16 protein-coding genes and 3 tRNA genes are annotated in these 18,240 nt (G+C 62.7%); 14 read left to right on the top strand and 5 right to left on the bottom strand.

Annotated elements, in window-relative coordinates; all coding sequences use genetic code 11:
- Positions 1 to 224 precede the first annotated feature (224 nt).
- The 4 genes from C7446_RS03080 to C7446_RS03065 all read left to right on the top strand — a co-directional run bounded on the left by C7446_RS03080 (position 225) and on the right by C7446_RS03065 (position 6,095).
- Positions 225 to 2,147, top strand: coding sequence for a PrkA family serine protein kinase (locus C7446_RS03080; RefSeq protein WP_121171200.1), 1,923 nt, complete (start codon positions 225 to 227; stop codon positions 2,145 to 2,147).
- A gap of 100 nt (positions 2,148 to 2,247) precedes the next feature.
- Positions 2,248 to 3,531 (top strand): YeaH/YhbH family protein, encoded by a 1,284-nt coding sequence (locus C7446_RS03075; RefSeq protein WP_121171198.1) that lies wholly within the window; start codon positions 2,248 to 2,250, stop codon positions 3,529 to 3,531.
- 12 nt (positions 3,532 to 3,543) lie between these two features.
- A complete protein-coding gene (locus C7446_RS03070) occupies positions 3,544 to 5,100 on the top strand; it encodes a SpoVR family protein (protein WP_121171196.1) in 1,557 nt (518 codons plus the stop codon).
- A 140-nt stretch (positions 5,101 to 5,240) separates the two neighbouring features.
- A complete protein-coding gene (locus C7446_RS03065; RefSeq protein ID WP_245977635.1) occupies positions 5,241 to 6,095 on the top strand; it encodes a DNA/RNA non-specific endonuclease in 855 nt (284 codons plus the stop codon).
- A gap of 263 nt (positions 6,096 to 6,358) precedes the next feature.
- Here the strand turns inward: C7446_RS03065 and C7446_RS03060 are convergent.
- The 3 genes from C7446_RS03060 to C7446_RS03050 form a co-directional block, all read right to left on the bottom strand.
- Positions 6,359 to 6,445: transfer RNA gene (locus tag C7446_RS03060), tRNA-Leu, on the bottom strand.
- An 18-nt stretch (positions 6,446 to 6,463) separates the two neighbouring features.
- Positions 6,464 to 6,550: transfer RNA gene (locus C7446_RS03055), tRNA-Leu, on the bottom strand.
- A gap of 176 nt (positions 6,551 to 6,726) precedes the next feature.
- A tRNA-Leu gene (locus C7446_RS03050) sits at positions 6,727 to 6,813 on the bottom strand.
- Between the two features lie 215 nt (positions 6,814 to 7,028).
- Here C7446_RS03050 and rnr point away from each other — a divergent pair.
- From rnr to C7446_RS03005, 9 genes are all read left to right on the top strand, one after another.
- Complete coding sequence (rnr, locus tag C7446_RS03045) at positions 7,029 to 9,575, top strand: ribonuclease R (protein ID WP_121171194.1); 2,547 nt, start codon at positions 7,029 to 7,031, stop codon at positions 9,573 to 9,575.
- Complete coding sequence (gene rlmB / locus C7446_RS03040; protein ID WP_121171192.1) at positions 9,572 to 10,417, top strand: 23S rRNA (guanosine(2251)-2'-O)-methyltransferase RlmB; 846 nt, start codon at positions 9,572 to 9,574, stop codon at positions 10,415 to 10,417. The genes rnr and rlmB overlap by 4 nt, the downstream gene beginning before the upstream one ends.
- 159 nt (positions 10,418 to 10,576) lie before the next feature.
- Positions 10,577 to 11,005, top strand: coding sequence for a 30S ribosomal protein S6 (rpsF, locus tag C7446_RS03035; protein WP_121171190.1), 429 nt, complete (start codon positions 10,577 to 10,579; stop codon positions 11,003 to 11,005).
- A 21-nt stretch (positions 11,006 to 11,026) separates the two neighbouring features.
- Positions 11,027 to 11,254, top strand: coding sequence for a 30S ribosomal protein S18 (gene rpsR / locus C7446_RS03030; protein WP_070976236.1), 228 nt, complete (start codon positions 11,027 to 11,029; stop codon positions 11,252 to 11,254).
- Positions 11,255 to 11,299: 45 nt separating this feature from the next.
- Positions 11,300 to 12,130 (top strand): hypothetical protein, encoded by an 831-nt coding sequence (locus C7446_RS03025; RefSeq protein WP_245977634.1) that lies wholly within the window; start codon positions 11,300 to 11,302, stop codon positions 12,128 to 12,130.
- A 12-nt stretch (positions 12,131 to 12,142) separates the two neighbouring features.
- Positions 12,143 to 12,589, top strand: coding sequence for a 50S ribosomal protein L9 (rplI, locus tag C7446_RS03020; RefSeq protein WP_121171186.1), 447 nt, complete (start codon positions 12,143 to 12,145; stop codon positions 12,587 to 12,589).
- Positions 12,590 to 12,791: 202 nt separating this feature from the next.
- On the top strand, positions 12,792 to 14,177 hold the full coding sequence (gene dnaB / locus C7446_RS03015) for a replicative DNA helicase (protein ID WP_121171184.1): 1,386 nt from the start codon (positions 12,792 to 12,794) through the stop codon (positions 14,175 to 14,177).
- Between the two features lie 124 nt (positions 14,178 to 14,301).
- Positions 14,302 to 14,595 (top strand): hypothetical protein, encoded by a 294-nt coding sequence (locus tag C7446_RS03010; protein ID WP_121171182.1) that lies wholly within the window; start codon positions 14,302 to 14,304, stop codon positions 14,593 to 14,595.
- Positions 14,596 to 14,839: 244 nt separating this feature from the next.
- Positions 14,840 to 15,142, top strand: coding sequence for a DUF6482 family protein (locus C7446_RS03005; RefSeq protein WP_121171180.1), 303 nt, complete (start codon positions 14,840 to 14,842; stop codon positions 15,140 to 15,142).
- Positions 15,143 to 15,152: 10 nt separating this feature from the next.
- Here C7446_RS03005 and C7446_RS03000 read toward each other — a convergent pair whose 3' ends face one another.
- Positions 15,153 to 16,721, bottom strand: coding sequence for a cryptochrome/photolyase family protein (locus C7446_RS03000; protein ID WP_121171178.1), 1,569 nt, complete (start codon positions 16,719 to 16,721; stop codon positions 15,153 to 15,155).
- Positions 16,722 to 16,864: 143 nt separating this feature from the next.
- Between C7446_RS03000 and hemH the strand changes: the two genes are divergently transcribed.
- A complete protein-coding gene (gene hemH, locus C7446_RS02995) occupies positions 16,865 to 17,851 on the top strand; it encodes a ferrochelatase (protein WP_121171176.1) in 987 nt (328 codons plus the stop codon).
- Between the two features lie 17 nt (positions 17,852 to 17,868).
- Here hemH and C7446_RS02990 read toward each other — a convergent pair whose 3' ends face one another.
- Positions 17,869 to 18,240, bottom strand: a complete 372-nt coding sequence (locus C7446_RS02990) for a Na+/H+ antiporter subunit G (protein ID WP_245977633.1) — start codon at positions 18,238 to 18,240, stop codon at positions 17,869 to 17,871.

Here is an 18,240-nt window from a genome sequence, read left to right as displayed (position 1 = left end):
TCAGGCCTCATCCTTCCACTGAATTCAGCCTGTTGTGGCGCCTGGCGCGGCAGCAGAGACGATATTGCGATATCCGGTGACCCATCCTGCGATTTTTTCGTGGCAGGCCATGACAGGGAGCAGATGTGAAAAGAACGCAGGAGTGTTTTATCGAATAACCCAGACCCGGGCCCCCGGCGCCGCAAGGGTGAGGTGCCGGGCGGTCAGCTCGCAAGGAGACGTCCATGAGCATCTTCGATCATGTCCAGCAGCGTTTCGAGCGTACACGCCAGGAGGAAATGACCCTCGAGGAGTATCTCGAACTCTGCCGTGACGACCCTTCCGCCTATGCCAGCTCCGCCGAACGGCTGCTGCAGGCCATCGGCGAGCCCGAAGTCGTGGATACCTCCCGCGACCCCCGCCTTTCGCGCATCTTTTCCAACAAGCTGATCAGACGCTATCCGGCCTTCGAGGAGTTCCACGGCATGGAGGAAGCGATCGAACAGATCGTCGCCTACTTCCGTCACGCCGCTCAGGGGCTCGAGGAGCGCAAGCAGATCCTCTATCTGCTGGGGCCCGTCGGTGGTGGCAAGTCCTCGCTGGCGGAACGCCTCAAGGCGCTGATGGAGCTGGTGCCCTTCTATGCCATCAAGGACTCGCCGGTATTCGAGTCACCGCTGGGCCTGTTCTCATCCGAAGAGGATGGCGAAGTGCTCGAGCGTGAGTACGGCATCCCGGGTCGCTACCTGCGTGGCGTGATGTCACCCTGGGCGGCCAAGCGGCTCAGGGAGTATGGCGGCGACATTTCACGCTTCCGGGTGGTCAAGCTCTATCCGTCGCGGCTGCATCAGGTGGCGGTTGCCAAGACCGAGCCGGGCGACGAGAACAACCAGGACATCTCGGCGCTGGTCGGCAAGGTCGATATCCGCAAGCTCGAGCTCTACTCTCAGGATGATCCCGATGCCTACAGCTTCTCCGGCGGGCTGTGTCGTGCCAACCAGGGGCTGATGGAATTCATCGAGATGTTCAAGGCCCCGATCAAGGTGCTCCACCCGCTGCTGACGGCGACCCAGGAGGGCAATTACAACCCGACCGAGGGCATGGGCGCCATTCCCTTCGACGGAGTGATCCTGGCGCACTCCAACGAGTCCGAATGGCAGCAGTTTCGCAACAATCGCAACAACGAGGCCTTTCTCGATCGCGTCTATATCGTCAAGGTACCGTACTCGCTGCGTGTCTCCGAGGAGATGAAGATCTACGAGAAGCTGCTCGAGCACTCCTCGCTCTCGGAAGCCCCCTGTGCGCCGGATACGCTGCGCATGCTGGCCCAGTTCTCGGTGCTCTCGCGCCTCAAGGAGCCGGAGAATTCGAGCATCTATTCGAAGATGCGGGTCTATGACGGCCAGAACCTCAAGGACACCGATCCACGCGCCAAGTCGATTCAGGAGTATCGCGATTCCGCCGGGGTCGACGAGGGCATGGACGGGCTCTCCACGCGCTTCGCCTTCAAGATCCTCTCCAGGGTGTTCAATTTCGATGCCACCGAAGTGGCGGCCAACCCGGTGCACCTGCTCTATGTGCTGGAGCAGCGGCTCGAACAGGAACAGCTGCCGAAGGAAACTCATGAACGCTACCTGCGCTTCATCAAGGAGTTCCTCGCGCCGCGCTATGTCGATTTCATCGGCAAGGAAATTCAGACCGCCTATCTGGAATCCTATTCCGAATATGGTCAAAACATCTTCGACCGCTACGTGACCTATGCCGATTTCTGGATCCAGGATCAGGAGTATCGCGATCCCGAAACCGGCGAGATGTTCGATCGGCAGGCCCTCAACGAGGAGCTGGAGAAGATCGAAAAACCGGCGGGGATTTCCAATCCCAAGGATTTCCGCCACGAGGTGGTCAATTTCGTGCTGCGGGCCCGGGCGCAGAACAATGGCAAAAACCCCGGCTGGCAGTCCTACGAAAAGCTCAAGGGGGTCATCGAGCACAAGATGTTTGCCAATACCGAGGAGCTGCTGCCGGTCATCTCGTTCAATGCCAAGGCCTCGGAGGCGGATCGTCGCAAGCACGAGGACTTTGTCGACCGCATGGTGGCCCGCGGCTATACCGAGAAACAGGTGCGGCTGCTGTCGGAGTGGTACCTGCGCGTACGCAAGTCGCAATAGGTCCGCATCCTTCCGATCATCCGAGTGTCCTCCGACTGCCCGTGCGGCAGTCGGGGCACCGAACAGGCCGGGCCGGTTTCCGGCATGACAGGAGGTGGCGATGAGCTACTTCATTGATCGACGGCGTAACGCGCGCAACAAGAGTGCGGTCAATCGACAGCGCTTCCTGCGCCGCTATCGCAGCCACATCAAGCGCGCGGTGGAGGACTCCGTCAATCGGCGTTCGATTACCGACATGGAGCGGGGCGAGAAGGTCAGCATTCCCTCGAAGGATATCTCCGAGCCCAGCTTTCGGCATGGCAGCGGCGGTCGGCGCCATGTCGTCAGTCCCGGCAACCGTGAGTTCGTCGAGGGGGATCGGCTGCGCCGGCCCGAGGGGAGTGGCGGCGGTAATGGCGCGGGCGATGGTTCGGCTTCCAATCAGGGGGAGGGCGCCGATGAGTTTGCCTTTACCCTGACCCGCGAAGAGTTTCTCGACTTTGTCTTCGACGGGCTGGAGCTGCCGCATCTGGAACGCAAGCAGCTGGCCGACCTTGACGAGCGGCGCCCCGTGCGGGCGGGCATTTCACGCAGTGGCGTGCCGGCCCGGATGAACATCGTGCGCTCGATGCGTCAGGCGCATGCCCGCCGCATCGCCATGCGGGCACCGATCAAGCGGGCACTGCGCGAGGCCCGGGAGGCGCTGGAAGCGGAGGAGCGCAAGGACCCGGTGCTGCGCGATCCCACCCGCATCCGGGCGCTGCGCGAGGAGATCGAAAGGCTCGAGCGGCGTCTCGAGGCGGTGCCGTTCATCGATACCTTTGATCTGCGCTATACCCATCTGATGGATCAGCCCCAGCCATCCAACAAGGCGGTCATGTTCTGTGTGATGGATGTCTCCGGCTCCATGACCCAGTCCCACAAGGACATCGCCAAGCGTTTCTTCCTGCTGTTGTATCTCTTTCTCGAGCGCAACTACGAGCGGGTCGAGCTGGTCTTCGTGCGTCACCATACCGCCGCCCGCGAAGTGGATGAGGAGGAGTTCTTCTACTCCCGCGAGACCGGCGGCACCATCGTCTCCAGTGCACTCGGGCTGCTGGATGAAATCATCGACCGCCGCTATCCGCCCGGTCAGTGGAATCTCTACGTGGCCCAGGCCAGCGACGGTGACAACTGGGATGACGATTCCGGTCACTGCCGCAAGCTGCTCTGCGAACGGCTGATGCCCCGGCTGCAGTACTACGCCTATGTGGAAATCACGCCGCATGCCCACCAGACCCTGTGGGAGGAGTACGAGCGGGTGCAGGCCGACTATCCGGAACGCTTCTCGATGCGCCAGATCATCGAGCCCGGTGATATCTACCCGGTTTTCCGGGAACTGTTCAAACGCCGCGAGGCGGCGTGAGGAGCATGTGCCATGACCGACAGCCATATCCGGAGTCAGGACGAGGCGTGGTTCGACAAGGGCTCGGACTGGTCGTTCGAGGATCTGGAGTTCTATGAACGCGAGATCGCCAGGATTGCAGCGGAATACCGGCTCGATATCTGGCCCAATCAGATCGAGGTCATCACTTCCGAGCAGATGATGGATGCCTATGCCAGCGTGGGCATGCCGGTGGGATACAATCACTGGTCGTTCGGCAAGCAGTTCCTCTCCGTCGAGCAGGCCTATCGGCGCGGGCAGATGGGCCTGGCCTACGAACTGGTGATCAATTCCGATCCCTGTATCGCCTATCTGATGGAAGAGAACACCCTGATGATGCAGATTCTGGTCATGGCGCACGCCTGCTATGGCCACAACTCCTTCTTCAAGGGCAACTATCTGTTCCGTGCCTGGACCGATGCCTCGGCGATTGTCGATTATCTGGTATTCGCCCGGCGCTACATCGCCGAATGCGAGGAGCGTCACGGCGTCGATGCCGTCGAGCAGCTGCTCGATGCCTGCCACGCCCTGCAGAATCATGGTGTCGATCGCTACAAGCGGCCGTCGCCGATCTCGCCCGAGGAAGAGGCGAAGCGTCAGCAGGAGCGCGAGGCGTATCTGCAGGCCCAGCTCAACACGCTGTGGAGCACGATCCCCCAGCCGGAGCGCGAAGACGAGCAGCGGCACGACGACGAGGACCCGCTGGGTCTGCACCGTCGCAGTCGCTATCCGGCCGAGCCGCAGGAGAATCTGCTCTACTTCATCGAAAAGAACGCACCGCTGCTGGAGCCCTGGCAGCGCGAGATCGTACGGATCGTGCGCAAGATGGCGCAGTATTTCTATCCCCAGCGCCAGACCCAGGTGATGAACGAGGGCTGGGCGACGTTCTGGCACTACACCATCATGCATCGGCTCTACGACGAGCAGCTGATCGACGAGGGCATCATGATGGAATTCCTGCAGTCCCACACCTCGGTGGTGGCGCAGCCGGCCTTCGACAGCCCCTACTACAGCGGCATCAATCCCTATGCGCTGGGATTCGCCATCTTCAGCGATATCCAGCGCATCTGCCGGACACCGACCGAGGAGGACAGGCGCTGGTTCCCCGAAATGGCCGGCAGCGACTGGCTGGAAACGCTGCATTTCGCAATGAACAACTTCAAGGATGAATCCTTCATCCAGCAGTTTCTCTCGCCCCGGGTCATTCGCGAACTCAAGCTGTTTGCCATCATCGACGATGACACCGACGAGATGATCGAGGTCAGCGCCATCCATGATGATCGCGGCTACCGGCGCGTGCGGGAAGCGCTGTCGACCCAGTATGCGCTGGGCCATCGCGAGCCCAATATCCAGGTCTGGGAAGCCAACATCCACGGCGATCGCTCGCTCACCCTGCGTCATGAGCGCAGCGACCGACGTCCGCTGGACAGGACCGTGTATCCGGTGCTGCGTTACATGCATCAGCTGTGGGGGTTTCCGGTGCATCTCGACTGCATGGAAGGAGGGGAGTGCGTCGCCCGCTACCACTGGCCGATGACCGAGGACGCGTAAGCGCGCAGCGGCCCTGCCGAGCCCCCGGGCGGTGAAGTTGTCACCCCGGACTCGGCGCCCCGACGACCCCCTGATATACTCTGCCGCCGGCGTCATTCGCGCCGGGTAATCATGACAGAACAAGGCAGGGGAACATCGGTATGGCGGCACGGGCACCGCTCGGGTTGATGCGGCGGCTGTCGCGTCTGGGGGGCATCGGCATGCTGAGTGCTGCCGTGCTGGGTGGCCTCTGGTACTGGCAGGAGCGCGACTACCGCGCGCAGATGAGCTGGATGGGCACCCCCGAGGCGCAGGTCTGGTATGACTGGCATACCCTCAATCGCACCCTGCGCAACGAAGGCTACATGGTGGGCTGGTCGGATCTGCGGCGCAATCCGCTCTGGGTGACCTATCGTCTCACCCGGGTGGCCGATCCTGATGCGCCCCCCAGGCCGGATGGGTTTCGCGAGGATGTCCGGGCGATCTGGCGCACCACCAGCAGCGACTACACCGGGACCGGCTATGATCGCGGCCACATGGCGCCCAATTATGCCATTGCCGTGGTCAACGGCCGCGCCGCGCAGCGTGACACCTTTCTGATGACCAATGTCTCGCCGCAGCGCCCGGCGCTCAACCGCAAGCTCTGGCAGCGTCTGGAAGAGGTGATCATCGACGATTTCGTACCGCATTTCGGTACGGTGTGGGTGACCGATGGGCCGATCTTTGATGCCGACATCACCCGCCTGCCGTCACTGATCGAGATTCCGGATGCCTTCTACAAGATCCTGGTGGTACCCGGGCGTCAGCCGCGCATGCTGGCCTTCATCATGCCACAGAAGGTCTCGGGCAATGAGCCGCTGGATCGTTTTGTGGTCAGTGTCGATGAGATCGAGGCGCGCACCGGGCTGGACTTCTTCAGTCAGTTGCCGGCAGAGGTGGAGCGTCAGCTGGAGTCGCGAGTCGATCCCGGCGCCTGGCAGCTCGGACGATATGCCCGTCAGCCGGCCCGTTATTGAGGGTTGCGGGGTTGAGGGACGGGGCTCGGGGCGCCATCGGCGTGACCGCCAGGGCGCGGCGTGCTGGCGATCACCGTGAATCGGGCGAAAGGCTTCAGATGCTGTTGCTTTCGGTGCCGGTGCGCGTAACGTCAGGGGTCGCCGAGGGGTACGGGAAGGACAGACCGAAACCGGGAAGAGTGGTGCGAGACGTCGGCAGGGAAGACTCGGGCTGAAAACGGGAGGTGCGACTGCAGGGAAGGCATCCCGTCCGTTCGGGATGATGGTGCCCGGAAGAGGACTTGAACCTCCACGACCATACGGTCACCAGCACCTGAAGCTGGCGCGTCTACCAATTCCGCCATCCGGGCCTGTCAGCCAATCGATTGTGGTGCCCGGGAGAGGACTTGAACCTCCACGACCATACGGTCACCAGCACCTGAAGCTGGCGCGTCTACCAATTCCGCCACCCGGGCAATCGATTGTGGATCGGCAGGCTGTGCGAACCTGTGCCGATCGGCGGCATGCATTATCAACAAAATCAGCGATGATGCAAGCCTCTGGCAGCTTTTGCTGCCGGGGTACCTGCCTGGTGGCACCATCCATGCTTTCCGATCGAACCTTTGTTCCGCAGGAAAGCCGAAAGCAAGAATGGTGCCCGGGAGAGGACTTGAACCTCCACGACCATACGGTCACCAGCACCTGAAGCTGGCGCGTCTACCAATTCCGCCACCCGGGCAAGTGGCCCGAAATAATACGGAAATTTTGCAGTGATGCAAGGGGGCGCGGGCTACTGAATATCAATCAGTCGGATTCTCCCGGTCGCCAGGGGTTGGGATCGCCGCCCTGCGACCGGTATACTTGTTACATGATCCGCTCTTCCCGTGCCGTCTCGTGTCCACCTTTCGCCGCATCTTACTCCCGTCAGGGCAATAACAGTTTCAAGGAAGTCTTATGAGTCAATGGAATACCGGCGACGACCCGCAGGCGGCGCGCGAAGCCAGTCGCTATGAAAATCCCGTCCCCAGTCGCGAATACCTGCTCGAGCAGCTCGCCGAATACGGCAAGCCGATCTCGGCCGACAACATGTGTCGCCGTCTCGGCATCGAGGACGAGGAGCAGCAGGAAGCAGTACGTCGCCGTCTCAATGCCATGGCCCGCGATGGCCAGGCAATCGGAACCCGGGATGGCAGTTTCGAGGCGATCGATCCGGCCTCGCTGATTGATGGCCGCGTGGTCGGCCATCGCGATGGCATCGGTTTCATGGTACGTGATGACAAGGTCAAGCCCGACCTGGTCATTCCGCCGCGTCAGATGCGGCGCCTGTTCGATGGTGATCGCATTCGGGCCCGTATCAGTGGCCGCGATCGGCGCGGTCGCGACGAGATCAGCATCAACGAGATTCTCGAACGGCGGACCCAGCAGCTGGTAGGGCTCTACCGGGAGCGTGGTCCGGATATCGGCGTGCTGGTGCCCGAAAACAATCGCATCGCGCACGAGGTGATGATCCCCGCCGGCAGCGAGGCCGGGGCGAAGGATGGTCAGGTAGTCATGGTGCGCATCACCGAGCAGCCGGGGCTGCGCCAGCAGCCCATGGGCGAAGTGATCGAGGTGCTGGGTGAGCGCATGGACCCCGGCATGGAGATCGATATTGCCATCCGTGAGCATGATCTGCCCGAAGCGTTCCCCGAGGAGGTCCTCGATCAGATTCGCCACATGAGCGAGGAGGTCCGGGAAGAGGACAAGGCGGCCCGGGTCGATCTGCGCGACTGGCCACTGGTCACCATCGATGGCGAGGATGCCAGGGACTTCGACGACGCGGTCTATGCCTGGAAGACGAAGTCGGGCGGCTGGAAGCTGATCGTGGCGATTGCGGATGTGTCGCACTATGTGCCGGCCGGCTCGGCGCTGGATGAAGAGGCCTATTCGCGCGGCAACTCGGTCTACTTCCCCGGCCAGGTGGTCCCGATGCTGCCGGAGCTGCTCTCCAATGGCCTGTGCTCGCTCAATCCGGATGTCGATCGGCTCTGCATGGTTTGTGAGATGAACATCTCCCGGCAGGGGACGATCAGCCGCTACAAGTTCTATGAAGGCATCATGCGCTCGAAGGCGCGGCTGACCTACACCAGGGTGGGTACCATCCTCGAGGATGCCGACAGTGAGGCCGGTCAGGCGCTGCGACGCGAATACGCCTCCCTGGTCAAGCCGCTGGAGGCGCTCCATGGTCTCTATCAGACCCTGCGCCAGGCCCGCAGTGTACGTGGCGCCATCGATTTCGAAACCACCGAGACCCAGATCGTCTTCAACGATCAGCGCAAGATCGAACGCATCGTGCCGCGGGTTCGCAACGATGCGCACAAGCTGATCGAGGAGTGCATGCTGGCAGCCAACGTGGCAACCGCGCGCTTTCTCGACAAGCACAAGCTGCCGGCGCTCTATCGGGTGCATGCGCGTCCCACCGAGGAGCGGCTGGACAATCTGCGCCTCTTCCTCGGTGAGCTGGGGCTGACGCTGGGCGGCAGCGGTGAGAATGGCGAGCCGACTCCCGGTGACTTTCAGCGCCTGCGCGAGGCCATCAGCGATCGGCCGGATGCCGACATCATTCAGACGGTCATGCTGCGCACCATGACCCAGGCGATCTATACGCCCTACAACGAAGGCCATTTCGGGCTGGCCTATCCGGCCTATGCGCACTTCACCTCGCCGATCCGGCGCTATCCCGATCTGCTGGTGCATCGCGCCATCCGCTCGGTGGTACGCAGCAACCGCAGCAGCAGTCATGTCGAACGTCTTGCCGATACCCCGGTCGACAAGCCCCAGCGGTGGTGCCCCTACACCTTCGAGCAGATGATCGAGTTCGGTGAGCACTGCTCGATGACCGAACGGCGCGCCGATGACGCAACCCGTGATGTCGAGGACTGGCTGAAATGCGAGTTCATGTCGGACAAGGTGGGCGATGTCTTCGAGGGTAGCGTGGCCTCGGTGACCCAGTTCGGCCTGTTCGTGCGCCTGGACGAGCACTTTGTCGAAGGGTTGGTGCACATCTCGTCACTGCCCTCGGACTACTATCAGTTCGAGGCCGAGCGTCACCAGCTCCGGGGTGAGCGGGGCGGTCTGACCTATCGGCTCGGTGACGGCGTGACCGTCCAGGTCGCCCGGGTTGATCTCGATCAGCGGCGTATCGATTTCGAACTGACCGAGGCGCAGCCGCGCTCCCGGCGTCGGGTACGCAAGAAACCCGGTGCCGAGCCCGCGCAAGCGGATGGCAGCGGTGAACAGGCGGGGCAGGAAGAGAAGAAGAAGCCGCGCAAGCGCAAGTCGCGTCCCGGCAAGCGCGAGCGCGAGCGCAATCGGCGTGGCGATGAGGCTCCCGCGGCGACGGAGAGCACGGCAAAGGCCGATGATGCACCGAAATCGCGCGGCAAGGGCAAGGCCGATGCGAAGCCGAAGCAGAAGGCCGACACCGGCGGCAGGAAGCGCTCCGGTGGCAAGCGTTCATGAGCCGTTCCTCATCCGACAGGGGGCGCTCGTCGCGCTCCCGCCCGCGTCGCGCACGGGAGCAGGGCAGTGGCGCCGGTGTGCCGGGCGCCCCCCGCGGGCTTGAGCCCGTCTTCGGAGTCCATGCCGTCGAGGCGCTGCTGGCGGCTTCCCGGCTTCCCGCTCTGGTGTGGGTCCAGTCCGGCGCGGCCTCGCGTCGACTGGCCCTTTTGATCGAGCAGATGCAGGCGCGTGGCGCTGAACTCGTCGAGCAGCCCCGGGAGCGGCTCGATGCCATCGCCGAAGGGGCGCACCAGGGGATCGTGGCCTTCTGTGAGCCGCTGACCTTCAGCAGTGAAGAGGCGCTTTTCCGGCGCCTCGATGCGCCTCGTGAAACGCCGGCGCTGCTGCTGATTCTTGACGGCATTACCGATGTGCACAACTTCGGCGCCTGCCTGCGCAGTGCCGATGGTGCCGGGGTGGATGGCGTGATCGTGGCCAAGGACCGTTCGGCACCGCTCAATGCCACCGTGCGCAAGATCGCCAGTGGTGCCGCGGAGAGCGTGCCGGTCTATCAGGTCACCAATCTGGCTCGCGCCATGACGCGCCTGCGTGATGCCGGGATCTGGCTGGTGGGCGCTGCCGGGGAGGCCACGGCCGAGCTGTTCGAGGTCGAGCTGAGCATGCCCTGTGCCATTGTCATGGGCTCGGAAGGCAAGGGGCTGCGCCGGCTGACTCGGGAGCACTGCGACCATCTGGTTCGACTACCGATGGTCGGTCAGGTGGAGAGTCTCAATGTCTCCGTGGCCACCGGCATCTGCCTGTACGAAGCGCTGCGCCAGCGCCGGGCGCTGTCCGCCGGGTAGCACGCTTGCAACGCCTGCGCTGCATCCCTACAATTACGCGGTTCTGCGATGTACGCCTGCAGGGCAGGTGTACCGCGTGGATATCCATCGAAGATGACTCCTTGCTTCTCCAAGGGCGATCCGGCCCTGGCGGAAGCTGCCAAACCGAAAGGAGATGACATGCGTCATTATGAAATCGTGGTCATGGTCCACCCGGACCAGAGCGAGCAGGTGCCGGCGATGATCGAGCGCTACACCAGCATCGTGACCGAAAACGGCGGTACCGTTCATCGGCTCGAGGACTGGGGTCGGCGCCATCTGGCCTATCCGATCAACAAGATCCACAAGGCACACTATGTTCTGATGAACGTCGAGTGCAGCAATGAAGCCCTGGAAGAGCTGGAAAACATCTTCCGCTTCAATGACGCCATCATTCGTAACCTCGTGGTCCGCGCTTCCGAAGCCGTGACGGAACCGTCGCCCATGATGAAGGCCTCCGAGGAAAAGGGCTCGCGTCGTCGCGAAGAGCGCCCGCGCAATGAGCGTGGTGAGCGCAGCGAACGCAACGAAGAGCAGACCGAATCCGAATCCGAATCCGCTTCTTCCTGATCCAGTCAATCGGAGACTCTCATGGCCCGTTTTTTCCGTCGTCGCAAGTTCTGCCGCTTCACCGCCGAAGGCGTGAAGTACATCGATTACAAGGATCTTGATACGCTCAAGTCCTATGTGACCGAAACCGGCAAGATCGTTCCCAGCCGGATTACCGGTACCCGGGCGCGTTATCAGCGCCAGCTGTCCACGGCGATCAAGCGCGCGCGCTATCTGGCGCTGCTGCCGTATACCGATCGTCACCAGTAATTCCCGACCGGTCCGGGGCCCATGACGGACGCAGCCAGATGGCTGATGCAGAGCGTATACCGGGCGATGGCCGCCGCCCTGCTGGCGGCACTGATCCCCTGGACGTTCTGGATCGGCGCCACCATCAGTGCACTGGTCACGCTGCGGCGCGGGCTGTCGACAGCCCTGCCGGTGGTCGTGGCCGCGGCACTGCCTTCTGCCTGGTGGTGGTGGCAGGGTGATCGGGTGCCGCTGGCCAGCGTGGTGCTGGTTACCCTGATGGCCGTCATGCTGCGCAACCGGGTGCGCTGGGGAGAGGCCCTGCTGGCAGGGGCGGCACTGACCGCGGTCCTGATCCAGAGCGGCCTGTTCACCCCCCAGGATGCCATGCGCATCATCAGTGAAGTACGCTCGAGTGCGCCCCAGGTCGATCAGCTGCTCTCGGAGTATGCGGCTCGCGGGGTGCCGATCGATCGTCTTTCGGCGCTGATGCTGGCGGCCGTCAATGGCTGGATGGCCCTGTTTGCCGGTATCGGCTGTCTGATACTGGCCCGCAGCTGGCAGGCGAAACTCTATAACCCGGGCGGGTTCCGGGAAGAGTTTCACCGCTTTCGCCTTTCCGGTCGCGAACTGCTGCTGCTGCTGGGGGTCAGCCTGCTGTGTGCGCTGCTCAATCTGCCGGCCCCGGCGCTGGTGGCCTGGGTGCCGCTGCTGATTGCCGGTCTGGCACTGGTCCACGGACTGATCGGAATGCGCTCGCTGAGCGTGTTCTGGCTGGTCGGGTTCTACGTGGTGCTGGTAACCACCTGGCCCACTTTGGTTATTCTGCTGCTGCTGCTGGCGCTGATCGATACCCTGGTCGATTTCCGGGGACGTCTGGCCGGTGGCCAACACTAAGAGGTTTACGCGATGGAAGTCATTCTGCTCGACAAGCTCGGCAAGCTGGGCACCCTGGGGGACCGGGTCAAGGTCAAGCCCGGTTATGGCCGCAACTATCTGGTGCCATACGGTCTGGCCGTCCCTGCCACGAAGGAAAACGTGGCCGCATTCGACGAGCGCCGTGCCGAGCTCGAGCGCGAGGCTCAGGTACGCTATGCCGAAGCCGAACGCCGTGCCGAACAGCTCAACGAAATCGAGCTGTCGCTGGTGGCCCGTGCCGGTGACGAAGGCAAGCTGTTCGGGTCCATCGGACCGCGCGATCTGGCCGATGCCATCGCTCAGGCCGGGATTGACGTGGCGCGCAGTGAAGTGCGCATGCCGGACGGCCCGATTCGCCAGACCGGTGAATATGACATCGACCTGCAGCTGCATTCCGATGTCATGGCCAGCGTGCGGATCGTGGTCGTGGCCGAATAAGGCCGGCGCCAGCAAGCCGGTCGGGTACCGTCCATTCGGTACCGCCCGAGGGGTACGGGAAGGTTTCCGTACCCCTCGTTTCGTCCGTTCCCGCTGACCGGTGCATGGGCTGTACGCACCACTCCCCATGACAGTGCGGCCGGCAGCAGCGTATTCTGATCACCGCTTGCCGTTATCCTTTCCCGAGTCTTCGAGACCGTTGATGAATGAAGTGATCGCCCACGATCAGGAAACCGCCGCCCTCAAGGTGCCGCCGCACTCGCTGGAAGCCGAGCAGTCGGTGCTGGGCGGACTGATGCTCGACAATTCCGCCTGGGACGAGATTTCGGATCGTCTGATCAGCGATGATTTCTATCGCTTCGAGCATCGCGACATCTTTAACGCCATGGGGCAGCTGGCCGAGGAGGGGCGGCCGCTCGATGTGGTGACGCTGTCGGAGTCGCTGGAGTCACGGGATCGGCTGGAGCGCATCGGGGGGCTGGCCTATCTGGCGGAGCTGGCGCGCAATACGCCCTCGGCCAGCAACATCCGCGCCTATGCCGATATCGTGCGCGAGCGCGCTACCCTGCGCAAGCTGATCCAGGCGGCCAACCAGATTGCCGAAGGCGCCTTCAATCCCCAGGGGCGGCCGGCGGATGAACTGGTCAACGAGGCCGAGCGGCTGGTCTTCCAGATTTCCGAGTCACGACCCAAGTTCGGTGGTCCGGTCGGCATGAGTCAGCTGCTGACCAAGGCGGTTGACCGCATTGATGAACTTTTCAATCTCAAGGGCCAGATGACCGGGCTGTCGACGGGGTTTCGTGATCTTGATGACATGACGTCGGGCCTGCAGCCCTCCGATCTGGTGATCATTGCCGGGCGCCCCTCGATGGGCAAGACCACCTTCGCCATGAACCTGGTCGAGCACGCCGTGGTCAGCAGCGACAAGGCGGTGGCCGTCTTCTCGATGGAGATGCCGGCCGAGTCGCTGATGCTGCGCATGGTGTCTTCACTGGGGCGGATCGACCAGACCCGGGTGCGCAACGGTCAGCTCGAGGATGAGGACTGGCCGCGGCTGACCTCGGCGGTCAATCTGCTCAAGGACAAGCAGCTCTACGTCGATGATACGCCGGCACTCTCGCCCAATGAAATGCGCGCCCGGACCCGACGGCTGGCGCGTGAAGCGGGTGGCATCGGGCTGATCATGATCGACTATCTGCAGCTGATGCAGGTCCCCGGCATGTCGGAAAACCGGACCGCCGAGATCTCCGAGATCTCGCGCTCGCTCAAGGGGCTGGCCAAGGAGTTCAACTGTCCGGTCGTTGCCCTGTCGCAGCTCAACCGCTCGCTCGAGCAGCGTCCCAACAAGCGTCCGGTGATGTCGGACCTGCGTGAGTCCGGTGCCATCGAGCAGGATGCCGACGTGATTGCCTTTGTCTACCGTGATGAGGTGTACAACAAGGACAACCCGGACAACAAGGGACTGGCCGAGCTGATCATCGGCAAGCATCGTAACGGTCCGGTCGGTACCGTTCACATGGCCTTTATCGGCAAGTATACCCGTTTCGAGGATCTCGCTCCGGAGAGCTACGGTCAGTACGAGGAGTAGCGCCGTGAGGGATATCGACTTTCCTGACAGCAACAGGGTTCCGAATCCGCCCCCCGGTACGCGCCCCCTGCCGGGGGCTGCCCGGGGGCGGCTGTAATCGATTTCCGGATGGAGTGATCAACACATGGAAGGATACAAGCGCGGCCGCCGTCGCCAGCCTCGTGAAGAGAAGCGCGGCACTCTGGAGAGTGTCGAAACCGAAGGGCCGTTCAAGGAGTGGCTGGGCATGCCGGATCTCTATCGGCATACCCTGGTCGTGGATGGCGAGACCTACAGCTATCAGGTCGAGGAGCTCGAACTGCCGGTCGCGGTGGGTGACTACGTGGTCTTTCGCTACCGGGACACCAAGGGCGGCCGCTGGGTGGACCGTCGCTCACTGGGGGTAGCCATCGATCCTTCGAGCTATCAGCGTGACTGAGTCGTCTTCGCGGCAATAACGGGTCGGCCGGTAGCACTACCGGCCGGCCACGGTGCCGTGCCATGGTCGACCTGCCTTACCCGCCATCGCCTCCTTTTTATACCGTTATCTTCCTGTCGGATTCCGTTTGCATTGAATCTTTCGTGGTGTCATTTGATTGTCATTGCTATCCCTCAGGATAAGCCCGAATCAGTCGATAAGCATCATGTACCGGGCAGGGGCCCGAGCAACAGGAGTACTCGCCATGGAACTGCAGCAACTCAGGCGGGCCGTCAGGGAGCAGGCGGATCTGGAAATCCATGTGGTACGGCATACCGGCAGTCAGCTCTATCAGGTCGAGTGCCTGCCGACCGATGGGGAGAGCCAGCTGCTTCGCCGCAGCGGCAAGCCGAAGCTTTATCGGTCGCTGGATGCCGCGGAAGACGATCTGCGCCAGGCCGGTGTGCACCGTGCCTGGCTGGTACATCAGGTCCCCAATGATGAAGTCGTCGGCCGGCCGCCGAACTATCATCACCCGCTGACATCACGGATTCCGCTGAGCTTCTGAAGCGGCCCTGTCAGCTGCGATAGCCTGCCAGATGATCCTCCCGGCCGTAGGCCGGTTCGAACCGAATTGCCTCCAGCACCTGCCGGGCCTTGTCACGCTGGGCCCGGCGCCGCTCGTCGCTCATGCGGTGCAGCGAGCCGTAGATCAGTTTCATGCGGTGATTGCCGGCCAGCTCGCGCTCATGGCGTTCCAGAAAATCCCAGTAGAGACTGTTGAACGGGCAGGCGTTGTCACCGGTGGTGCTTTTGACATCATACCGGCAGTGCCTGCAGTGATCGGACATGCGATTGATGTACTTGCCCGAAGCGCAGTAGGGTTTCGAGCCGAGATAGCCGCCATCCGCATGCAGCACCATGCCCAGCGTATTGGGCAGTTCCACCCACTCGTGGGCGTCGGCGTAGACCGCCAGATACCAGTCACACAGTGCCTCCGGCTTCACGCCGCAGAGCAGGGCGAAATTGCCGGTCACCATCAGACGCTGGATATGATGGGCATAGGCATGATCCCGGGTCATGGTGATCGCGCGGTTCAGACAGCGCATCTCGGTCTCGCCGCTCCAGTAGAAGTCCGGAAGACCGCGCTCGGCCTGCAGCCGGTTCTCGCGCTTGTAGGCCGGCATTCTCAGCCAGTAGACACCGCGCACGAATTCCCGCCAGCCGAGGATCTGGCGGATGAATCCCTCTACCGCATTGATCGGCGCCCGCTCTTCCCGCCAGGCTCGTTCGGCAGCGTCGCAGACTTCCCGTGGCGACAGCAGACCGGTATTGAGTGACACCGACAGCCGGGAGTGGAACAGAAACGGCTCCTGATCGCTGATGGCGTCCTGGTAGCAACCGAAATCGGCCAGCAGATGATTGATGAAGTGGCGCAGGTCACTCAGCGCCTGGCGACGGGTGACCGGCCAGTTGAAGCCTTCGAGGCTGCCGAAGTGATCGCCGAAGTGGCGCTCGACCAGTTCAAGCACCTCCCGGGTGGTGTCATCCGGCTGATGGCGGGGCGGCGCGGGGATATCGAGCCTGTCGGGCAGCGGTTCACGGTTATCGTGATCGAAGTTCCATTGGCCGCCGGCCGGTTCGTCGCCGTCCATCAGCAGGCCGCTCTCCCGACGCATGAGACGATAGAAGTGCTCCATGCGCAGCTGGCGGCGATTGCCGGCCCAGTCGGCAAATCCGTCCGGCGAGCAGAAGAAGCGGTCATCCTCGACCAGCTGCCATGCCGGGCGGCCCCGGCGGCGCCGGGTCATCCGCTCGTACAGACGCCAGTCGCCGGGGCGGATGACTCGGATCTCGCTGCAGTGGTACAACCGGGCAAGCCGCTCAGCTTCATCAAGCAGGTCATGGTAGTTGTCCTCATCCTCCAGACGACTGTAGTGCACCTCGAAACCGCGCTGACGCAGGCCATCGGCAAAGTGGCGCATGGCTGAAAACAGCAGGGCAATCTTCTGGGGGTGGTGGGGGACATACCGCCCTTCACCGGCTACCTCGCACAGGGCAACGACAGCGTCGTCGGGCGGGTTGCGCAGCAGGGGCAGGTCCGTACTCAGCTGGTCGGAGAGAATCAGGATCAGGGGTCGGGACATGGAGCATGGCCTTGCGGGGGGGGGAAAGCGAGTGGCACTCATGGCCGATTCAATATCAGATATAGCGACATTTCATCCCGTGAACAGGCGGATTGTTGATAGAATCGCTGTATTGGGAAAACACAAGTGACCAGGAGTTTTCAATGGCGGAGGCTTCCTTCGGTGTAATGCTGGCCAATCTGGGGACGCCGGATGAGCCCACGCCAGCGGCCGTGCGACGGTATCTGGCGGAGTTTCTCTGGGACCGCCGGGTCATCGATGTTGCGCGCCCGGTATGGTGGACGATTCTCAACGGCATCGTGCTGCGTACCCGACCCAAAAAGGTCGCCGAGGCCTATGCCTCGGTATGGGAAGAGGAAGGCTCGCCCCTGCTGGCCATCGGCAGACGTCAGCAGCGGGCACTCAAGGCGCGCCTCGATGCCCATTTCGATGCCGATGTTCCGGTCGAGCTAGCCATGACCTATGGCCGCCCTACCATGGAAGCGGCAGGGCTGGCCTTCCGCAAGGCCGGCGTGGAGCGCATCCTCGTGTTGCCCCTGTATCCGCAGTACTCGCGCACGACCACCGCCCCGGTCTTCGACCGCTTGGCAGATGCCCTGTCGGAGTGTCCGCATCTGCCGGAACTGCGCATGGTGCGCAACTACCACGAGGAGCCGGACTATATCGACGCGCTGGCCGCCAGCGTCCGTGAACACTGGGAGGCCCGCGGTCGGCAGAATCATCTGCTGATGTCCTACCATGGCATTCCGAAGCGCTACGCCAATGAAGGCGATCCCTATCCGCAGCATTGCGAGCAGACCAGTCGGCTGCTGGCCGAACGCCTCGGGCTGCGGGAGGATCAGTGGACCATGACCTACCAGTCCCGCTTCGGTCGCGAGGAGTGGCTCAAGCCCTACACCGATGAGACCCTGACGGCCTGGGGCAAGGCCGGTCATGATGGTGTCGATGTCATCTGTCCGGCCTTTGCCGCGGACTGTCTGGAAACCCTGGAGGAGATCTCGATCCAGAATCGCGAGTTCTTCCAGGACAATGGTGGCGGCGATTACAGCTATATTCCGGCCCTCAATGACCGGGCCGATCACATCGGGCTGCTCGAACAGCTGGTCGTGCGCCATACTGCCGGCTGGTAGCCTATCGCAGCGCGACCTCAGCGGTCGCGCTCGCTACCCAGTTCATAGGGTTCCCCCTGGGTCCGTTCGGTTCGCCGCAGCCGGTGATGCATGCCGGTCATGGTCAGCAGATGGGCACTGACCGGTGTGGTGATCATGAGAAACAGGGTGATCAGCAACTCGCGGCCACTGTGATCACCGGTCTGCAGCCAGAAGAAGAGCATCGAGGCGAGCAGGGTACAGCCGACGCCCAGCGTGGAGTTCTTGGCCGGCCCGTGCAGGCGCTGAAAGAAGTCGCGAAAGCGCAGCAGCCCCAGCGCCCCGATCACTGCAAAGATGCCGCCGGTCACCAGCAGAAAGGCAATCAGACCTTCCAGCCAGGGCGCCAGCCAGTCGGGCATGAACGTCAT

The sequence above is a fragment of the Kushneria sinocarnis genome, assembly GCF_003633775.1.
GTDB classification, from domain to species: domain Bacteria; phylum Pseudomonadota; class Gammaproteobacteria; order Pseudomonadales; family Halomonadaceae; genus Kushneria; species Kushneria sinocarnis.
This window is presented reverse-complemented; position numbering and strand designations above follow the sequence as displayed.

What these genes read in the sequence shown, in the direction of transcription:
- rplI (WP_121171186.1), top strand. Translation starts at nt 12,143, where the DNA reads ATGGAAGTCATTCTGCTCGACAAGCTCGGCAAGCTGGGCACCCTGGGG.
- C7446_RS03025 (WP_245977634.1), top strand. Translation starts at nt 11,300, where the DNA reads ATGCAGAGCGTATACCGGGCGATGGCCGCCGCCCTGCTGGCGGCACTG.
- rpsR (WP_070976236.1), top strand. Translation starts at nt 11,027, where the DNA reads ATGGCCCGTTTTTTCCGTCGTCGCAAGTTCTGCCGCTTCACCGCCGAA.
- rnr (WP_121171194.1), top strand. Translation starts at nt 7,029, where the DNA reads ATGAGTCAATGGAATACCGGCGACGACCCGCAGGCGGCGCGCGAAGCC.
- C7446_RS03080 (WP_121171200.1), top strand. Translation starts at nt 225, where the DNA reads ATGAGCATCTTCGATCATGTCCAGCAGCGTTTCGAGCGTACACGCCAG.
- C7446_RS03065 (WP_245977635.1), top strand. Translation starts at nt 5,241, where the DNA reads ATGGCGGCACGGGCACCGCTCGGGTTGATGCGGCGGCTGTCGCGTCTG.
- rlmB (WP_121171192.1), top strand. Translation starts at nt 9,572, where the DNA reads ATGAGCCGTTCCTCATCCGACAGGGGGCGCTCGTCGCGCTCCCGCCCG.
- C7446_RS03070 (WP_121171196.1), top strand. Translation starts at nt 3,544, where the DNA reads ATGACCGACAGCCATATCCGGAGTCAGGACGAGGCGTGGTTCGACAAG.
- C7446_RS03000 (WP_121171178.1), bottom strand. Translation starts at nt 16,721, where the DNA reads ATGTCCCGACCCCTGATCCTGATTCTCTCCGACCAGCTGAGTACGGAC.
- rpsF (WP_121171190.1), top strand. Translation starts at nt 10,577, where the DNA reads ATGCGTCATTATGAAATCGTGGTCATGGTCCACCCGGACCAGAGCGAG.
- C7446_RS02990 (WP_245977633.1), bottom strand. Translation starts at nt 18,240, where the DNA reads ATGACGTTCATGCCCGACTGGCTGGCGCCCTGGCTGGAAGGTCTGATT.
- dnaB (WP_121171184.1), top strand. Translation starts at nt 12,792, where the DNA reads ATGAATGAAGTGATCGCCCACGATCAGGAAACCGCCGCCCTCAAGGTG.
- C7446_RS03005 (WP_121171180.1), top strand. Translation starts at nt 14,840, where the DNA reads ATGGAACTGCAGCAACTCAGGCGGGCCGTCAGGGAGCAGGCGGATCTG.
- C7446_RS03010 (WP_121171182.1), top strand. Translation starts at nt 14,302, where the DNA reads ATGGAAGGATACAAGCGCGGCCGCCGTCGCCAGCCTCGTGAAGAGAAG.
- hemH (WP_121171176.1), top strand. Translation starts at nt 16,865, where the DNA reads ATGGCGGAGGCTTCCTTCGGTGTAATGCTGGCCAATCTGGGGACGCCG.
- C7446_RS03075 (WP_121171198.1), top strand. Translation starts at nt 2,248, where the DNA reads ATGAGCTACTTCATTGATCGACGGCGTAACGCGCGCAACAAGAGTGCG.